The organism is Enterococcus sp. AZ103 (assembly GCF_051714685.1).
Lineage (GTDB): Bacteria > Bacillota > Bacilli > Lactobacillales > Enterococcaceae > Enterococcus_A > Enterococcus_A alishanensis.
The window spans coordinates 389,077-407,410 of sequence record NZ_JBIOSI010000002.1 but is presented as its reverse complement, the minus strand read 5'-3'; the positions used below and the strand labels follow the sequence as shown (position 1 = coordinate 407,410).

The following is an 18,334-nucleotide window of genomic DNA, read 5'->3' as shown; positions in this document are numbered from 1 at the left end:
GTGAAAAAATGAAGCGGATTGACAAAGTGTATCAAAAACTAAATGAAATTTGGTATACGAGTGATGAGACTCGTTTAATCCAAGAAAAAGGTTCTTCAGCTTCTGAGTTGGCAGAATTGTTAGCGTTGTCTCGAGCAAATGTTAGTTCAGAGTTGAACAAGCTAGTCCGGGATGAAATGGTTGTTAAAATCAAAGGATATCCTGTGCGTTATATTTCAGTGGAAGCTTTAGAAGAAATTTTACATATTCAATGGCCAGCTAGTCGTAATGAAATCGAAAACGTTGATGAATTTATTGTCGACAATCAACTTAAATTCAATCATAAAAAAAATCGTAATCCCTTCGATTTATTGATTGGTCACAAGGCTAGTTTGAAAAAGGCTGTCTCTCAAGCCAAAGCTGCAGTTCATTATCCACCGAATGGCTTGCATATGTTGCTTTTGGGGCCAACAGGATCTGGAAAAACTTTTTTTGCCAATAAAATTTATCAATATGGGATTTACGAGCAGTTGTTTGATGTTAAAGCACCCTTCATTAGTTTTAACTGTGCTGATTATTATAACAATCCTCAACTTTTGATGTCGCAACTGTTTGGTTATGTTAAAGGGGCTTTTACTGGTGCGGATGAAGACCATCCCGGCTTAGTAGAACAAGCCAATCATGGCGTATTGTTATTAGATGAAGTCCATCGCTTGACGCCGGAAGGTCAAGAAATGTTGTTTTATTTTATTGATAACGGGCATTTCAATCGAATGGGGGAAAATGGTTTTCAACGGGAAGCCGAAGTTTTAATCGTTTGTGCCACTACCGAAGATCCTAACTCAAATTTGTTAGGCACTTTTCAACGACGAATTCCTATGACTATTGAAATTCCTGCTTTAATTCATCGTTCAATCGAAGAACGGGTGGATTTAATTAAGTTCTTGTTTGAAAATGAGGCCAAACGGGTGAAGAAAACTTTTTATATCGACATTGATGTGATTAGTGCGCTGGTACAAGGGGTAAATTATGGCAATGTTGGACAATTGAAATCGCAAATTCAATTGGTTTGTGCCCAGGCATTTTTGAAACAGCTCCACCAAGGCAATGAAATCAAGATTACACTCCAAAGTTTGCCGGAAGAAGTCCGTAATCAGTGGCATTCCAGCAGTCAAAATATTAAAAAATCCGAGGAAATTTCTTCTTATGTTGATGTGACAACGGTGATTTATCCTAATAAGTTACAAGAAAGCCTCGAAGAAGAAAACAGTGGTCTCAATATTTATGAGGTCATTGAAGATAAGGTCAATATACTTGAAAAAGAAGGCATTTCTAAGAAGGATATCCATCAATATATTATGACCGACCTGCATCTATATGTACGGAACTTTGTTAATAAGAGCACAATTGACTATAATTTATTGAAATTTGTCGAGCCAAAGATTTCAGAATTGACTTTGCGTTTGAAAAATATTGCTGAGGCAGAGATGGGTGTAACCTTTGATAACCGTTTCTTATATTACATTGGCATGCATTTAGATGCGTATTTTCACCGAGAAACGAAGGATAAACTGCTTTCTCCCTTTGATATCATTGAAATAAAAAAAGAAAATGCGAATGAATACCAAGTTGCCTGTTTATTTAAAACCGAAATAGAAAGTAGTTTAGAAATTAGTTTCCCCGAAATAGAAGTCATTTATTTAACAATGTTGTTAGTCTCAATTGAAACACTTGATGAAAAGAAGAAGGTGAGTGTTTTAGTAGTGGCTCATGGTAATTCAACGGCAACTTCGATGGTGCAAGTGGCCAAAGATTTATTAGGAGATGTTCCGATGACCGCTTTAAACATGCCGTTGGAAGTTCAGCCAGAGGAATTATTTGCTAAATTAGTTGAAACTATCAAAGAAATGAATCAAGGCCGTGGCGTCTTAATGTTGGTTGATATGGGCTCTTTAGCAACTTTTGAAGAAAAGTTAATTAAAGCCACTAAAGTCCCAATCAAAACCATTCCCAACGTGACGACTAGTATGGTATTAGACGTGGCGCGGAAAACAAATTATATGGATCTAGATTTAAACGGTATTTATCACTCTGTTACGAAAGATTTTCTGTCAGCTATGCAATTACAAGGCTTAACTGGTGGACGGGATAAAGCCATTTTAGCAGTCTGTACCACTGGTCAAGGGACCGCCAAAAAATTAGAAGAAATGATTACTAAAGTGGTGGATAGTCAGACAGATGAAACAGTTCGAGTAGTAACTGTTTCAAGCTTAAAAATGAAGGAAGACATTCCTGATCTTTTGGAAAAATACCAAGTCATTGCTTCTGTGGGTACCAAAAATCCCAAAATTGACGTACCATATATTTCTTTAGAAAATCTGGTGGACGGCTCAGGAGAGCGGGCTTTACGACAATTATTGGGCCAGTACGATAGCAACAAAGAAGTCATCACCAAAGATAATGTCATTATTCGTGATTTGGTACAAGATACTTTGAATATGTATTTAGTCTACTTAAACCCTCATCATATAACTGATTTATTAATGGAGTGGATCGACGATTTACAAATCAAGTTAGGTAGAAGTTTTCCCAATTCTTTGTCATTAAAATTAGTCGTCCACACAGCCTTTGCCTTTGAGCGGGTGCTGAAACAAAGTTCACTGGATTACGATGAGCCTTTGCGAGAAGAGTTGGTTGATTTGCTGGCTTTAGTGGGGGAAACAATTGCCCCAGTTGAAGAGAAGCTGGACTTAAATATTTCGCAAGATGAGAAAACGTTTATTGCAGAAGTTTTATTAGCAGACTAAAGTGTTTTAAAAATTAAAAAAAGCTGGAGAAGTGTTTTATTTTATTAAAACACTTCTTTTTTTATTGATAAAAACTGTCATTTTAAAGGGAAACACTTTTTTGGCACGTTACTTGCTTTATTGAAAGTGAAGGAAAGGAGCGAAAGTATGGTGAAAATAATAATTAGTGGACATGGCCAACTTTCAACTGGCATACTCAGTGCTTTTGAAATGATTTTTGGAGCAGATCCAGCGGTCATTGCTATTCCCTTTTTAAAAGGAGAAGGCTTACCACAAGTACAGGAGAAATTTCAGGCGGAGATGGATGCATTAGCTGAAGGAGAAGAAGTTTTATTTTTAGTTGATGTGTTTGGGGGAACACCTTACAATGCTGCAGCGCAAGTTATTTACCCATTGAAAAACGCCGATATTTTAACCGGTGTGAACTTGCCGTTAGTTTTAGAAGCCGCTAGTCGTAAGGACGGCGAGAATCTAGCCGAGATACTACCAGCATTAAAAAACGTTGGCTACGAGAGTTTTAAAGTTTTTACTGAAGAAATTAAAAAGACCCAAACAGATTCTGAGGAGGATTTATTATGAAAATAGAATTAGCGAGAATTGATGATCGGTTTATCCACGGACAGGTTTTAACTAAATGGGTTAAATTACGACCGGTTGATCGGATTATTATTGTATCAGATGCGGTAGCCAATGATGAAATGAGAAAAACGTTAATTTTATCTGTTGCCCCAGCAAATGTGAAGGCCAGTGCGGTAACTGTTGATAAAATGGTGCGGGCTTACAACTCACCACGCTATGAGAATGATTCTGTCATGCTGTTATTTGAAGGACCAGAAGATATCGTGGAATTAGTGGAAAAAGGTGTCCCATTAAAAGAAATTAATGTTGGTGGGATGCGTTTTGAAAAAGACCGCAAGCAAATTACTAAAGCTGTTAGCGTGTCACCAAAAAATATCGAAGCTTTTGATACATTACACGATCTAGGTGTGAAATTAGAATTACGTCAACTACCGGGAGATTCTAGTACTGATTTTTATAACGAATTACACAAATAAAGGATAAAGGAGTTTGAAAAGATGAACGCAATACAGATTGTATTACTTTTAGTGGTTGCTGGTATTACGGGTATGGGGAGTGTGCTAGACGAAGCGCAAACACACCGTCCATTAGTTGCTTGTACTTTGGTAGGATTAGTTTTAGGTGATGTTGGAATAGGCATACTCTTAGGTGGAACTTTAGAAATGATGGCCTTAGGATGGATGAATGTTGGTCTGGCGATGGCACCTGATACAGCAATTGCTTCAGTAATTTCAACTATTTTAGTAATTGTTTCTAATCAAGGAATCGGCGAAGGCATTGCGATTGCAGTACCTTTAGCTGCAGCCGGTCAAGCATTAACAATCTTTGTTCGTACTATTACCGTTTTCTTTGTTCATAAGGCAGACGATTATGCAGCTAATGGTAATTTTAAAGGGATTGAACGCATGCACTTACTCGGTCTTTCATTACAAGCGCTTCGTGTCATGATCCCAACATTTATCATTACAATGATTAGTGCAAATGCAGTTAGTAGTTTCTTAAATAGTATTCCAGAGGTAATCACAGGTGGATTGCAAATTGGTGGTGGCATTATCGTAGTTGTTGGTTACGCCATGGTTATTAATATGATGGATGTTCCTTATTTGAAACCTTTCTTTTATATGGGCTTCCTATTCGCCGCCTTCACTAATTTCAACTTAGTAGGTTTTGGTGGGCTCGGTCTTTGTTTAGCACTTCTTTTTATTCAATTAAAATATAATGTTGTCGGCGGAGGCAAAGCAGCTGTTGCAACACCAAATAATCAAAGTGTCAATGATTACGATGACGACCTAGACGACGACTTGGATGCTTAAGGAGGATAAAACTGTGGAAAATCAAAATAAATTAACAAAAAAAGATTTAAATAGTATGTTTTTAAGATCAAATCTATTGCTTGGTTCATTTAACTTTGAACGGGTACAAAATATGGGCTTCTGTTTTGTTATGATCCCAGCAATTAAACGTTTATATGCACCAGGAAAAGAAAGAAATGAAGCTTTGCAGCGTCACTTAGAATGGTTTAATACGCACCCCTGGTTAACAGCACCAATTTTTGGGGTTGTCGGTGCGATGGAGGAAGAAAAAGCTAACCACGGGAATTTGCCAGGTAATTCAATTTCCGCAATGAAAATTGGTTTGATGGGACCTTTGGCAGGTGTCGGTGATCCGATTTTCTGGGGAACAGCGCGTCCGGTATTAGCAGCTTTAGGTGCATCGTTAGCAGCAGCTGGTAGTATCGCGGGACCAATTCTATTTTTTGTAGCTATTAATGCGATTCGTCTAGCAACTAAATATTTTGGCTTAACTTTGGGATATGAAAAAGGAAATGAAATTATTAAAGAGATGGCTGGTGGCCGGATTCAAAAATTAACTGAAGGTGCGTCAGTCGTTGGATTATTCGTTATGGGGGCTTTAGTTAACAAATGGACCACGATAAATATTCCTATCATTGCGACTCGGATTACTAATGACAGTGGTAAAGTAGTTACACAAACAGTTCAAGATGTGCTAGATAGCATTATGCCTGGAATGTTGGCCTTATTACTGACCTTATTTGTTTCTTGGCTGTTGAAGAAAAATGTTAGTCCATTATTAATTATTTTAGTAATCTTCATTGTTGGTATTGCTGGTAAAGCTTTTGGCTTCTTGGGTTAAAATAAGTATGGATTGCGGAGAAAATGCGCAATCCTTTTTTCTATTCTACTGGATATTTATTTATTCATTAAAAGCTTTTTTGATTTTATAGAAAGTAAAAATACCAGTTGATAAAGCTTAACTGTCTGTCATCAATATTTATTTTTTAATTATCTAGCTTTCATCAATCTTTTACTTTCTTTTAATAAAAAATCTTGTTAAGATGAAGCAAATAAATATTCGGAGGTTGCGATGGATTTTGAAACGAAAAATGGTCATTTGATGTGGGATGGCTGTGATACAGTTGCGTTGGCGCAAGAGTTTGGGACGCCTTTATATGTGATGTCGCAAACAAAAATTGAAAATAAACTAAAAGAATTACAGACAAATTTTGTCGATAAATATGAAAAAGTAAGAGTGGCTTATGCCAGCAAAGCTTTTTCAACTTTGGCGATGCTAAAAATTATTGAAAAACAAGGCTTCTCATTGGAGGTTCTTTCTGATGGAGAATTGTATACTGCTATTAAAGCCGATTTCCCCCCAGAATTGATTGAAATGAATGGCAATAATAAAAGTCTGGCTGAAATTGAAATGGCGATTGATTATGGTGTCGGTCGAATTATTGTGGACAGCTTACAGGAAGTGGCGATTATTCGCTCAATTGCGGCAAAGAAAAATAAAGTCATTAATATTTTATTTAGAATCACGCCAGAAGTTTCCGTAGCTACTCATTCGTTTATTTCGACTGGACAAAAGGATTCAAAATTTGGTATTCCGATTGATCCAGCGATCTTATTCCCACAAGTGGAGCAAGCGATTCAAGCACCAGAAGTGAATTTCTTAGGCTTTCATTTTCATGTTGGCAGCCAATTGTTTGAAAATAATGCTCACTTAGCAGCAGTGACAATTGCTTTAGACTTAGTGCGGTTGGTGAAAGAAAAATTTGATTATATCATTGAAGAATTAAACTTTGGTGGTGGCTTTGGTGTTACTTATGTGGATAGTGATCAGCCGCAACCCTTTAATTACTTTACCGATCCTATGATGGAAAAATTATTGGACTTTTGTCAAAAAGAGCATTATCCGCAACCGGCAGTTGTGATTGAGCCTGGTAGAAGTATTGTCGCTGAAGCTGGGATTACCCTTCATACAATTGGGGCAATTAAAGAATTGCCTGGTATTCGTAAGTACGCGTCAATTGATGGCGGAATGACTGATAATATTCGTCCAGGACTTTATCAAGCGGAATACACAGGAGTTTTAGCAAATAAAGCAGATGAACCAGCTATCGAGACGGTAACAATTTCTGGTAAAGCTTGTGAGAGTACCGACATTTTAATTAAAGATATTGAATTGCCAAAAATTGAAGCTGGGGATATTTTTGCGACTTTTTCGACTGGTGCATATGGCTATTCAATGGCTAGTAATTACAATAAATTAGCGATTCCAGCGGTGGTTTTAGTAAAAAATGGCAAAGCAGATTTAATTGTGCGTCGACAAAATTTTGATCAAATGTTGGCAAATGAAATCATTCCAGCATCATTAAAGTGAGGGAAAAAACATGAAATTGGCTTTTAGTAAAATGCAGGGAGCGGGAAATGATTTTATTCTCGTTGATAATATGGCGCTGACTTTTAATACTGAACAATTAATGAAATTAGCAAGACGAATTTGTACGCGCCGTTTATCCATCGGTGCCGATACGATGATTGTCTTAGAACCAGCAAAAAAAGGCGGCGATTTTTTTGCTCGTTATTTTAATGCGGATGGTTCAGAAGCTGAAATGTGTGGGAACGGCGCTCGTTGTGTTGCTCGTTACGCGATTGAACATCAGTTAGCTGGTGAAAAAATGGTGATGGAAACCATCGCAGGTGATGTGCCGGCAGAAAAAATTAATCAAAGAATTTTCCGTGTTCAATTAAATTCACCTAGTGTCTTCACAAAAGATTTAGCACTAGAAATTGATGGAGATGCTGTTTTAGTCGATTATGTCGAGTTAGGCAATCCTGGAATTCCTCATTTAGTCGTGCGCCAACCAGATTTAGCAATGATGGAAACTGAAAATTTAATGGATATAGCCAAAAAATTACGTCATCATCCACAACTGGAAAAAGGCGCTAACGTGAATTTTTACGATGTTTTACCAGATCAATCGTTAGTTGAAAGAACCTATGAACGAGGTGTCGAAGATTTTACTTTAGCTTGCGGCACGGGTACTGGTTCGACAGCTTATGCCGTTGTTCAGCGTGATTTAGTTAACGAAAACCTAGTAAAAGTTGAAGTTTTAGGTGGAGAATTACAGGTGGAAGTACAAGATGACCAGTTATTTTTAATTGGTGATACGAATTTAGTCGCTGAAGGATTCGTGTTGGATGATGATTTAGAACTTTAATAAGTTGAATATCTAGTGCACAGGAAAGATAATTTTTCTGTGCACTTTTTTATACAATAAGAACATAAACGATCTAAAACCAATATTGTGGCTATCTACTGATATATTGACTGAAACTCTCTTATAGCGTACTCTTTAATTAAGTGAAAAAAGTACTAAATATCAATTTTTTGGAGGAATTATGATGAAAAATGCGACAATTGTTTATGCAAGCTTAACAGGCAATACTGAAGAAATTGCGGAATTTTTAGTTGACGAGTTTAAAAGCCATGATGTTGAAGTTGAATTAATCGAGGCTGATGATGCAGATGAAGATAGTTTTGCGGATGCGGATATTTGTGTAGTGGCAACATTTACTTATACAGATGGCGATGTTCCAGATGACTTAGAAGATTTCTTTGAAGAACTACCTGATCAAGATTTAGCTGGAAAAGTATTTGGTGTTGTGGGTTCTGGCGATGATGACATGCATCATGCAACATTTTGTAACGCAGCTATTGAATTTGATAAGACTTTTGAAAAAACTGGGGCAGTCCGTGGAAGTGAATTAGTTAAAATTGATAACGCTTACGATGATGACGATGTTCCGGCATTAAAAGCATTTGTTAAAAATGTAGTGGAATTTGAAGCGTAAATTCCTGTTAGTTATTTAAGTAATTTGAAGATTTAAATCATAATAGGTAAGTCTAAACTAGCCCCTTTAGTTTAGGCTTATTTTTTTGTAAATAAAAAAATGTCACAAGACGATTTGAAATTTTTAGTACTAGATTGAATAGCTATTTTCTTTTTTCACCCTTATCATAAAGGTACAGAAAGCGCTTTTAGTAAAACATAGGAGGAGCATGATGGAAAATAAAGTCTCGTTAAATAATAAAGAAAAAGTAGATTGGAAAACAAAGGTCCAGAAATTCGGAGGCGTTTTAAGTTCGATGGTGATGCCAAATATTGGTGCATTTATCGCATGGGGATTAATTACTGCTTTATTCATTCCGACTGGCTGGTTTCCAAACGAAACACTCGCAACACTGGTTGATCCATCGCTGAAATATATGATGCCATTATTAATCGCTTATACAGCTGGATCAAATGTATACGACCGTCGTGGTGGTGTGATTGGTGTAATCGCTACAATGGGAATCATTGTTGGTTCAGATCTGACGATGTTACTTGGCGCAATGGTGATTGGTCCATTAGCCGCTCTTCTATTAAAAAAAGTCGATAAATTATATGAAGGAAAAGTAAAACCAGGTTTAGAAATGCTAGTAGATAATTTTTCTATCGGCATTGTCGGTGGGATTTTGATGATTCTTGGATTGGTTGCGATTGAACCAATATTTGATGTTGTTTTAACAATTTTATCTACGGGAGTGAACTGGTTCTTACAGCATAATTTAATTCCCTTGACTAGTATTTTTGTTGCACCAGCCCAAGTTTTATTTTTAAATAATGCAATTAATCACGGCATTATGGTTCCTCTGGGTGTTGAACAAGTCGCAGAGTTTGGGAAATCAATCTTATTCTTAGTTGAAGGAAACAGTGGACCGTTGGTTGGGGTAATGTTAGCTTTCTGTTTATTTGGTAAAGGAATTGCTAAAAAAACGGCACCGGCTGCAACAGTTATTGTAATGTTTGGTGGAATCGCTGAAGTTTATTTCCCATATGTTTTGATGAAACCAATTTTAGTGTTGGCTCCAATTTTCGGTAGTATGACTTCACTGACTATTTTCCAACTATTAGGCGGTGGAGCCGTAGCTGTACCTTCGCCGGGAAGTTTTATAGCTTTCTTATTGATGACACCAAAAGGCAGTTTCTTTGCAAATATTTTAGGCTACTTTGCTGGAATGGCGGTTTCTTGTGCAATTGCTAGTGTGATATTAAAACGAGATAAGTCCATGGTGGATGAATTGGAGGAAACCATTCAAGCTGATGTGGGTCCAATTAATGATGGTGCAGCTTTAGAACATGTCGCTGCTGTATCAAATGAAGCAATTTCATCAAACGGAAAAAAGACAACTATCGATAATAGCAAAATCCATAAGGTAGTAGTTGCTTGTGATGCTGGAATGGGATCTTCTGCAATGGGAGCATCAATGCTGCGGACTAAAGTTAATAAAGCGATGCTAGATCTGGAAGTCATCAATAAATCGATTAATAATATTCCCGATGACGCGGATTTGGTGATTACCCATGAAGATTTATTAGAACGGGCCAAAGAAAAAAATATTGATAAAAAAGACTTACAGTACATGACTTTGACTGGTTTTATGGATGGTGCAGAATATGATCGAATCGTCGAAGAATTGAAAAAATCAAAGGATTGAGGAATAAAAATGAGTCATGTATTTAATTTAAAAAATATTGAATTAAACCAAAAGCTTTCATCTAAAGAAGAAGCCATCAAAACTTGCGGAGCTATCTTAGTAAACAATGGATATGTTAAACCTGAATACATTCAATCCATGTTGGCTAGAGAAGAAGTCCTATCGACTTATATGGGCAATGGCATCGCAATTCCTCATGGTGTAGATGGCTCACAAGAATACATTATGCATTCAGGAATTTCATTGCTTCAAGTTCCAGAGGGTGTCTCATTTGGTCCGAATAAAGAAGTGAAGGTACTAATTGGGATTGCCGGAAAAAATGATGAACATTTAGAATACTTGTCAAAAATAGCTACTGTATTAAGTGAGTCAGAAAATATCGAAAAATTAGCGCAAGCACAAACAAAAGAGGAAATTTTTAATCTATTTGAAGGAGTGTTTTAAGTGAAAGCAGTACATTTTGGTGCCGGAAATATCGGTCGTGGTTTTATTGGCGATTTGCTGAATAAAAGTGGGTATCAGATAACATTTATTGAAGTCAGTGAAAAAGTTGTACGTCAAATTAATCAAGATAAACAATATGATTTGTTTATCTTAAGTGACAACAAACGAAAAGAAACGATTCAGGATGTAAAAGCCTTAAGTCCTATCAACCAGCAACAAGAAATTATTGATGAAATTTGTCAAGCTGATTTAATCACTACGTCAGTTTGGGCTGACAATTTACCAAAAATTTCGCCAATGTTGGCAAAAGGATTACAAATCAGATATCAAAAAGGTTTAGCGCCCGTTAATGTAATTGCTTGTGAAAATGCGTTATTTGCCACTAATATGTTGAAAGATTTATTGGCTAAAGATTTATCTGAAGAAGTTTTGAACACCATTGCAAAATTTGCCAATACTTCGGTTGACCGTTTAGCTTTAGGCGCAAACCTCGATGGGAAAAGTGTGGTGGAAATTGATCAGGCCTTTGAGCTTGTTGTAGAAGAAAACCAAATGTTACGAAAAGAACCAATCAAAGGAGCTACTTATGTTGAAGACTTACATCCTTATTTAGAACGAAAATTATATATCGTTAACTGCGGACATGCGGTCTTAGCTTATCTAGGTTTTGTTAAAGGCTATTTAACAGTTCAAGAGGCTCTAAAGGACGATGAAATTAAAGCCACTGCTATTGCAGCAATGAAAGAGTCAGCTGCACTATTACAAGAAAAATACGGTTTCACCTCAGAAGAATTGGCTCATAAGATTGACGAGTCAATTGCTAGATTCTCAGCCACCTTTGTTTTAGACGATGTTTTACGAGTGGGTCGTTCTCCATTGAGAAAAATTGATCCAACTGATCGCTTAGTGGCACCTGCGGAACAATTAGCTAAATTAGGATTTAAAAATTCAGCACTTGCTACAGCGATTGGAGCATTATTGCATTTTGAAAATCCAGCGGATGAACAAGCGGTGACAATGCAGGCTGAAATAAAAGCTAATGGTGTTGCTGAAGCACTTGAAAAATTCAGTAAGTTATCACCTGATTCAGAGTTATTCAATCAAATTTTAAAAGCATATCAAGAAATGGGGAAATAATAAAATGAAATTACAACTAGCCATCGATGAATTAAATTTAACGGAAGCTTTAGAGCAATTAGAAGAATTAATTCAGTATGTAGATATTGTAGAAGTTGGGACGCCATTTGTAATTGACGCTGGTCGCGAAGCCGTTCGCCAAATCAAATCAAAATTTCCACAAGTAGATGTCTTATGTGATGCAAAAATTATGGATGCTGGTGCATATGAAGCACAGTTAGCCTTCGAAGCGAATGCAGAATATGTGACTGTTTTAGGAGTGACGGATGATTTAACCATTAAAGGTTGTGTCGAAGAAGCCAAAAAACACGGTAAAAAAATTATGGTGGATATGATTACAGTGGCTGATTTTGCAACTCGCGTACCGCAAGTTGAAGCTTTGGGAGTAGATGTGATTGCCGTGCATACAGGTGCTGATCAACAAGCAGCCGGTCGGACACCTTTAGAAGACTTAACAGAAATGAAAAAATACGTAAAAAATGTTCAAGTAGCCGTGGCTGGAGGTATCAATAGTCAAACCGTCAAAGAATATATGGCGTTAGATCCAGATATCGTGATTGTTGGCAGTGGGATTTTAAATGCTGAAGATCCAGTCAAGGAAGCAAGATTAATTGCTGAAGCATTAAAGGAGGCAAAATAAGGATGGTAGATGTTAAAAATAATGTTGAGAGCATTTTAAAAGAGCTGCAGCAAAATTTAACCGCGGTGGACGGACAACAATTAGAAAATTTTGTACAAGAAATTGTTAAAGCCAAACATATTTTTATCGCGGGAGCGGGACGCTCCGGCTTAGCCATTCGAGCTTTTGCCAATCGTATGATGCAGCTAGGATTAAACGTCAGTATTACAGGAGATTATACGACAACAAGTGCTCATGAAGGAGATTTATTAGTCATTGGTTCTGGTTCCGGCGAAACAGAAAGTCTTGTTTCAATGGCGAAAAAAGCGAAAAAAAATGGTGTAAATATTGCTTTAAATACGATTAACCCAGCATCAACGATTGCGCAAATGTCAACAGCAATCTTTGTTTTGCCAGGTGCCTCACCAAAGGTTGAAGATGCCGATTTGATTGGTCAATCTGTTCAACCGATGGGTTCATCTTTTGAGCAATTGAGTTTCTTAATTTATGATGCGATGATTATGCGCTTAATGGAAATTTTGGGAGAAACAACTGATACGATGTTTCCAAGACATGCAAATTTAGAATAAAAATATCTTATCCTTTATATTAAAAAGAAAGAGGCGTAAATCAATATGAGTGGACATACTTTTTATGTACCAGCGACAAACTTAATGGGTCGAGGCTGCATTAATCAATTAGGTGAACAAATCAAGACTTTGGGCTTTAAAAAAGCATTATTAGTAACTGATAAATTTCTAAGAAATAGTCCTGTGTTCGCAAAAGTGATTGCACCATTACAGGAAATTGCTTTAGAATTCGTTGTTTTTGATGATGTGAAACCTAACCCAACTGTAGCAAATGTCGAGGCTGGATTAGCTTTATTGAAAGCTGAAAATTGTGATTTTATTATTTCTTTAGGTGGTGGCTCACCGCAGGATGCAGCTAGTGGAATTAGTATTCTAGCAACCAATGGCGGTAAAATGACTGATTATGAAGGCGGCGATAAAACTCAGAAAAAAGCAATGCCAGTTGTGGCTATCAATACAACGGCAGGAACTTCAGCTGAAATTACTATCAATTATGTCATTACAGATGATAGTCGCGGCGTAAAAATGATTATGATTGATAAAAATAGTTTGGCTTTGATGTCAGTCAATGATCCTGAGCTAATGTTAGATAAACCAGCAAGTTTGACAGCAGCAACAGGAATTGATGCCTTGACTCACGCGATTGAAGCTTTGGTAACTCCGGGAGCTTATCCAGTCACGGATGTTGTAGCTGAGGCAGCGGTCCAATTAATTTTTGAAAATTTACCAACTGCTGTTGAAGATGGTCACAATATTGAAGCACGAGAAAATATGGTTTACGCAATTTTCTTAGCGGGAATGGCTTTTAATAATGCTGGCTTAGGCTATGTACATGCAATGGCACATCAATTAGGTGGGCTTTATGATTTACCTCATGGGGTTTGTAATGCCATGTTATTACCGATTGTTGAAAGAGAAAATGCTAAAGTTGTGCCAGAAAAATTTCGCCGCATTGCCGAAGTTCTAGGAATGGATATTAACGGAAAATCTGATCAAGAAACTGCTGATTACGTGATTGATCAAATTAAAGAATTATCCAAAAAAGTTGGTATTCCTGAAAAATTGTCGGAGCTAGGCGTAACAGAAATTGATTTGGTAAAATTAGCAGAAAATGCGCAACTTGACGCTTGTGCTGGGGCTAATCCTTATTTGCCAACAGTAGCGGAAACGATTGAAATGTTCAAAGAAATTTTATAGTTTGATATCTTTACCTCGTACAATTGTGAGGTAAAGTTTTTTTGCATCCATGTGTGTTAGCACTTAAAATAAAAGGAATGAGAATTAAAGGAGTGAGAATGTTGGTGATTAGTGAACGGTCAAAAGATATTATTTTAATTTTATTGAACAATCAAAAGAAATTCACCACTATCGCCGAAATTGCTAAGGAATTAGCCGTTACTAGCCGCACTGTCTATCGTCAATTAGATGAAGTGTATGAAGTAATTGAAAAAAATCAATTGAGCTTAATCAATGAAACCGGTAAAGGGTTTAAAATTAGCGGTGAAACGGGGGATTTTGCAGTTTTAGAAGCTAATATAACTGAAAATACTGCAGATTTTGCAGTAAAGAACCGACCTTATTGGATTATTTTTTTGTTACTGAATGAAGACGTTCTAAAAGCAGAATACTTATCATTGATATTAGCGGTTTCCGTTCAATCAATTCGTAATGATTTCGGTGAGGTTAGGAAAATACTAAAAGAATATGATCTTATTTTAACTATGAAAAAAGGTGAAGGAGCAATCATCGAAGGCCCCGAAACCAAAAAAAGGATTTTTCTTTTGAACCATCTACAAAGAAATATCGATTTTTTTGAAATTTTAAGATTAGTAGATACTGGAATAGTCAGAGATATCAATGTGGAAATTAAAATCCTACGAGATTACGAATACTTTCAGCTGTTTAGTCAGATAATTCCTTTGTTAAGGAAAATTTTTGAGCTTGGAAAATTTCAGGTTTCCGATGTGACATTTCAAGATTATGTCTTGCTACTTACTATTATGGTTAAAAGAAATCAGGAGGAGCTTTCAAGAGACTATTATCTAACCAATTTGGCACAAGCCAATACACAACCAGAAGTGTTATTTACAATTTTAAAAGAAGGATTAGAAGAAGAATTTCAGATGATTTTTTCTGAAAATCAACAATTATTTTTAGAATGGGTTGTGTCAATCAACAATAAAGTCGAAACGAATAAAGAGTTAGAACTAATTCGCAAAGTGAATGATTTTATCGTTTTTGTAGAATCAGTAATGGGTTGTCGCCTGCGGAATGACTTGGCGTTACAAAATGCTTTATATGAACACTTAGATCGGGCTATTTCACGGATTGATAGTGGCATCACTGTTCAAAATCCCATGCTGAAGGAAATTCGGAAAAATTATAATAAGCTTTTTCAAACAATTAAAAGAGGCGCAGAAGTAGTCTTCAGTAAAAGCACCTTTCCAGATGATGAAATTGGTTTTTTGACTCTGCATTTTTCAGTAGCTTTAGATAAAGTGATGGACCGTTCAATTACAGCATTAATTGTTTGTTCCTCTGGGATGGGATCATCAAAAATGTTAGCTAGCCGCTTAACGAGAGAAATTCCTGAAATTGAAATAAAAAAAATAATTAGCTTTTTAAAATTGTATGATGAAAATTTAGATAACTACGATATGGTTTTTTCAACAATTTCACTACCTTTAAATGAGCATGACTATATGATGGTTTCTCCGCTACTAAATAAGAAAGAGTTAGTAGCAGTCAACGAAGCCATTAATAGTATTCGATATGCAAAACTACATCGAAAAGAATTATTATTGCCCCAACCAGGTAATTTTAGTAAAAATTGGATTACCAATTTAGGGGAGGTTAGTAGCATTGCCGAGAATAGCCAAAATATTCTGAGTCATTTTAGTGTTGAAAAAATAAACGACCTCCAAAACTTGCCCGCCTTGTACCAGTATTTGAATTGTTTTTATCAGCAACAATTTCCCGATGCAAAAATTCAATTAGAAGAAACAGCCCAGCAGAGTTCAATTTTTGCTATTCCTGACACTCAGTTGGGTTACATTCAATACCAGTCAACAGAGATTCAAGAAATACGATTCAATGTTTTTAGTTTAGCTAGTGGTGCTGAGTTTCCGACAGTGGATCAGTCAACCGCCATAGTTCGTTCGATCATATGCATTGTTTCACCAAAAACAGAAGTGTCAATCATCAGTGACTTAATTAGCTTATTGACCATGTTTATTATTGAAAGTCCTGAGCACATTCAACTGTTTGAAAGAGCAGATACCATTGGGATTAAACAATTACTGCAAGAAAAGATCAGAGACCTAATCTTAGAAAAAATTCTCTAAAAGCCTATACTTCCATCAAAAAACCCGTTATACTTCTTAGCAATATAAAAAAGTAGGTGTGGAAATGGAATTTTCAGAAATTCAGGCTTTTCCTAAGGCGGAGTTACATTGCCATTTAGATGGTTCGATTCGACCGGCGACGTTGATGGAGATTGCTAAGGTACAAAATATGGCGATTCCTCAAGATTTGGCAGTGGTAAAAGATGCGATGACAGCGCCAGTAGATGCAAAGGATTTAGTCGATTATTTGGCGCCATTTGATTTTGTGGCACCTTATTTACAAACGGAAATTGCTTTAGAAATGGCTGCCTTTGATGTGATGGAACAGGCTTTTGAAGATGGGATTGTTTATATCGAGATTCGTTTTGCCCCTTCTTTGTCTCAAGAGAAAGGATTGACAGTTAGTCAAACGATTTTAGCGGTGGCTCGTGGAATTGCAAAAGCTGAAGAAAAATATCCGATTGATGGCAATATTTTAGTGATTGGGATGCGGCAGGAAAAACAAGAGGAAATCAAAAAAGTTTTTCAAGAAACGCAACAATTAGAAAATCCAAAAGTAGTCGGCTTAGATTTGGCAGGACCAGAGCTAGATGATTCGGTGACGGATTTGTCGGAAACCTATCGTTTAGTGATTGATGAAACTTCCCTTTCTTTGACTTTACATGCAGGTGAGTGCGGTTGTATCGCAAATGTGGTAGATTCGGTAGCTCATGGCGCCCAAAGAGTCGGACATGGCATCGCGATTGCTACCGATGAAGCGGTACAAGAAAAACTGATTGCGGCTAATGTTTGTATTGAAGGCTGCCCTACAAGTAATTTACAAACTAAGGCGATTGAAAAAATTAGTGATTATCCTATCAGAAATTGGCTAGCTAAGGGTGTTCAATTTTGTTTAAATACTGATAATAAAACAGTTTCTGATACGACTTTATCAAAAGAATACGATTTAGTTATGAAAACTTTTGATTTAGACTTTATCGACTTTTATCAGATGAATCAAGTCGCCATTAATGCAGCTTTCGCCAGTTCAGTTATTCGGTCAAAAGTCCAAACTAAAATGCAAGCTGCCAGTCAAAAATATTTATGATAAAATAGAAGAAAAGAAATGAGGCATGTCTGATGAGGGTCACAGGTAACTAAAGCAATCCCAAAAGAATATAAGCTTATTTGGATTGTTTTCAGCTATTTGTCGCAAATTCAAAGGATTCATTAAAGGAGACTATTTATATGAAGACAATTATTAGACATGAAAAACCAGAAGATTATCGCCGCGTTGAAGAAATTACACGAGAGGCTTTTTGGAATCTTTATCAACCGGGTGCTGAAGAACATTTTTTGGCTCACAGTATTCGTAAGCATCCTGATTATTTACCCGAACTATCTTTTGTGATTGAAAAAGATGGTGAAATCATAGGTAGTATCATTTATACTCGCGCCAAAGTGATTGCTGGAAACGAAGAAGAACATGAGGTTGTTAGTTTTGGTCCTGTTAGTATTTTACCGAAATATCATCGCCAAGGTTTTGGTAGACAAATGATTAGCCATTCGATTGCTGAAGCAAAACGTTTAGGCTATAAGGCAATTGTTATCGCTGGTTTTCCGTACCATTATCAGCCTTATGGTTTTGTAGGAAGCAAAAAGTATCATATTTCCATGCCAGACGGCAAGTTTTATACTGGTGTGATGGCGTTACCGTTATATGAAGGAGCTTTAGACAATATTCAGGGAGAAATGCATTTTTCTGCAGCGATGTATCCTGATTTATCGGCTTTACCGGCATATGATGCAACTTTTCCAGAAAAAGAAAAACAAGTCTTGCCTTGCCAAGCAGCATTTGAAAAAGCTGCTAGTGAACTGGATTTAACCGAATATTAATTGATAAAAACAACAGTTTAACAGCTGTTGTTTTTTTGTGTGACGAAATTGTAAGTTAAAGAATAGAAACTTCGATGTTACAAAAAATAAAATGATTATAAACTGACATTAATC

17 protein-coding genes are annotated in these 18,334 nt (G+C 36.5%); all 17 read left to right on the top strand.

The window, feature by feature from the left end; all coding sequences use genetic code 11:
* The first annotated feature begins 8 nt into the window (after window positions 1-8).
* The 17 genes from ID741_RS16560 (at window position 9) to ID741_RS16480 (ending at window position 18,220) form a co-directional block, all read left to right on the top strand.
* Window positions 9-2,786, top strand: a complete 2,778-nt coding sequence (locus ID741_RS16560) for a sigma 54-interacting transcriptional regulator (RefSeq protein WP_438720828.1) — start codon at window positions 9-11, stop codon at window positions 2,784-2,786.
* Between the two features lie 147 nt (window positions 2,787-2,933).
* Window positions 2,934-3,365 (top strand): PTS sugar transporter subunit IIA, encoded by a 432-nt coding sequence (locus ID741_RS16555; RefSeq protein WP_438720827.1) that lies wholly within the window; start codon window positions 2,934-2,936, stop codon window positions 3,363-3,365.
* A complete protein-coding gene (locus ID741_RS16550) occupies window positions 3,362-3,841 on the top strand; it encodes a PTS system mannose/fructose/N-acetylgalactosamine-transporter subunit IIB (RefSeq protein WP_438720825.1) in 480 nt (159 codons plus the stop codon). Before ID741_RS16555 ends, ID741_RS16550 begins: the two co-directional genes overlap by 4 nt.
* A gap of 21 nt (window positions 3,842-3,862) precedes the next feature.
* Window positions 3,863-4,678, top strand: coding sequence for a PTS mannose/fructose/sorbose transporter subunit IIC (locus ID741_RS16545; protein WP_438720824.1), 816 nt, complete (start codon window positions 3,863-3,865; stop codon window positions 4,676-4,678).
* Complete coding sequence (locus tag ID741_RS16540; RefSeq protein WP_246601439.1) at window positions 4,671-5,519, top strand: mannose/fructose/sorbose PTS transporter subunit IID; 849 nt, start codon at window positions 4,671-4,673, stop codon at window positions 5,517-5,519. The genes ID741_RS16545 and ID741_RS16540 overlap by 8 nt, the downstream gene beginning before the upstream one ends.
* A gap of 231 nt (window positions 5,520-5,750) precedes the next feature.
* Window positions 5,751-7,049: a diaminopimelate decarboxylase gene (lysA, locus tag ID741_RS16535; RefSeq protein WP_438720823.1), complete on the top strand. Its 1,299-nt coding sequence runs from the start codon at window positions 5,751-5,753 to the stop codon at window positions 7,047-7,049.
* 10 nt (window positions 7,050-7,059) lie between these two features.
* A complete protein-coding gene (gene dapF / locus ID741_RS16530; RefSeq protein WP_218325626.1) occupies window positions 7,060-7,890 on the top strand; it encodes a diaminopimelate epimerase in 831 nt (276 codons plus the stop codon).
* Between the two features lie 184 nt (window positions 7,891-8,074).
* Window positions 8,075-8,524 carry a flavodoxin gene (locus tag ID741_RS16525; protein ID WP_218325627.1) on the top strand — a complete coding sequence of 150 codons (450 nt, stop codon included), beginning with the start codon at window positions 8,075-8,077 and terminating at the stop codon, window positions 8,522-8,524.
* Window positions 8,525-8,735: 211 nt separating this feature from the next.
* Entirely contained in the window at window positions 8,736-10,211 is a 1,476-nt protein-coding gene (locus tag ID741_RS16520) for a PTS mannitol transporter subunit IICB (RefSeq protein WP_438720822.1), read from the top strand.
* 9 nt (window positions 10,212-10,220) lie between these two features.
* The gene (locus ID741_RS16515) at window positions 10,221-10,655 is read left to right on the top strand and encodes a PTS sugar transporter subunit IIA (RefSeq protein ID WP_438720820.1); all 435 of its coding nucleotides are present in this window, start codon (window positions 10,221-10,223) and stop codon (window positions 10,653-10,655) included.
* Window positions 10,656-11,792 carry a mannitol-1-phosphate 5-dehydrogenase gene (locus ID741_RS16510; protein WP_438720819.1) on the top strand — a complete coding sequence of 379 codons (1,137 nt, stop codon included), beginning with the start codon at window positions 10,656-10,658 and terminating at the stop codon, window positions 11,790-11,792.
* A 4-nt stretch (window positions 11,793-11,796) separates the two neighbouring features.
* Window positions 11,797-12,432: a 3-hexulose-6-phosphate synthase gene (hxlA, locus tag ID741_RS16505; protein WP_438720818.1), complete on the top strand. Its 636-nt coding sequence runs from the start codon at window positions 11,797-11,799 to the stop codon at window positions 12,430-12,432.
* A gap of 2 nt (window positions 12,433-12,434) precedes the next feature.
* The gene (hxlB, locus tag ID741_RS16500; protein WP_438720817.1) at window positions 12,435-13,001 is read left to right on the top strand and encodes a 6-phospho-3-hexuloisomerase; all 567 of its coding nucleotides are present in this window, start codon (window positions 12,435-12,437) and stop codon (window positions 12,999-13,001) included.
* A gap of 45 nt (window positions 13,002-13,046) precedes the next feature.
* Complete coding sequence (locus tag ID741_RS16495; RefSeq protein WP_438720816.1) at window positions 13,047-14,198, top strand: iron-containing alcohol dehydrogenase; 1,152 nt, start codon at window positions 13,047-13,049, stop codon at window positions 14,196-14,198.
* A 98-nt stretch (window positions 14,199-14,296) separates the two neighbouring features.
* A complete protein-coding gene (locus tag ID741_RS16490) occupies window positions 14,297-16,345 on the top strand; it encodes a BglG family transcription antiterminator (RefSeq protein WP_438720815.1) in 2,049 nt (682 codons plus the stop codon).
* A 64-nt stretch (window positions 16,346-16,409) separates the two neighbouring features.
* Window positions 16,410-17,432: an adenosine deaminase gene (add, locus tag ID741_RS16485; protein ID WP_438720814.1), complete on the top strand. Its 1,023-nt coding sequence runs from the start codon at window positions 16,410-16,412 to the stop codon at window positions 17,430-17,432.
* A 140-nt stretch (window positions 17,433-17,572) separates the two neighbouring features.
* On the top strand, window positions 17,573-18,220 hold the full coding sequence (locus ID741_RS16480) for a GNAT family N-acetyltransferase (protein WP_438720813.1): 648 nt from the start codon (window positions 17,573-17,575) through the stop codon (window positions 18,218-18,220).
* Window positions 18,221-18,334 lie beyond the last annotated feature (114 nt).

Coding starts and splice junctions, on each gene's coding strand:
- ID741_RS16560 (WP_438720828.1), top strand. CDS start 9: ATGAAGCGGATTGACAAAGTGTATCAAAAACTAAATGAAATTTGGTAT.
- ID741_RS16555 (WP_438720827.1), top strand. CDS start 2,934: ATGGTGAAAATAATAATTAGTGGACATGGCCAACTTTCAACTGGCATA.
- ID741_RS16550 (WP_438720825.1), top strand. CDS start 3,362: ATGAAAATAGAATTAGCGAGAATTGATGATCGGTTTATCCACGGACAG.
- ID741_RS16545 (WP_438720824.1), top strand. CDS start 3,863: ATGAACGCAATACAGATTGTATTACTTTTAGTGGTTGCTGGTATTACG.
- ID741_RS16540 (WP_246601439.1), top strand. CDS start 4,671: ATGCTTAAGGAGGATAAAACTGTGGAAAATCAAAATAAATTAACAAAA.
- lysA (WP_438720823.1), top strand. CDS start 5,751: ATGGATTTTGAAACGAAAAATGGTCATTTGATGTGGGATGGCTGTGAT.
- dapF (WP_218325626.1), top strand. CDS start 7,060: ATGAAATTGGCTTTTAGTAAAATGCAGGGAGCGGGAAATGATTTTATT.
- ID741_RS16525 (WP_218325627.1), top strand. CDS start 8,075: ATGAAAAATGCGACAATTGTTTATGCAAGCTTAACAGGCAATACTGAA.
- ID741_RS16520 (WP_438720822.1), top strand. CDS start 8,736: ATGGAAAATAAAGTCTCGTTAAATAATAAAGAAAAAGTAGATTGGAAA.
- ID741_RS16515 (WP_438720820.1), top strand. CDS start 10,221: ATGAGTCATGTATTTAATTTAAAAAATATTGAATTAAACCAAAAGCTT.
- hxlA (WP_438720818.1), top strand. CDS start 11,797: ATGAAATTACAACTAGCCATCGATGAATTAAATTTAACGGAAGCTTTA.
- hxlB (WP_438720817.1), top strand. CDS start 12,435: ATGGTAGATGTTAAAAATAATGTTGAGAGCATTTTAAAAGAGCTGCAG.
- ID741_RS16495 (WP_438720816.1), top strand. CDS start 13,047: ATGAGTGGACATACTTTTTATGTACCAGCGACAAACTTAATGGGTCGA.
- ID741_RS16490 (WP_438720815.1), top strand. CDS start 14,297: ATGTTGGTGATTAGTGAACGGTCAAAAGATATTATTTTAATTTTATTG.
- add (WP_438720814.1), top strand. CDS start 16,410: ATGGAATTTTCAGAAATTCAGGCTTTTCCTAAGGCGGAGTTACATTGC.
- ID741_RS16480 (WP_438720813.1), top strand. CDS start 17,573: ATGAAGACAATTATTAGACATGAAAAACCAGAAGATTATCGCCGCGTT.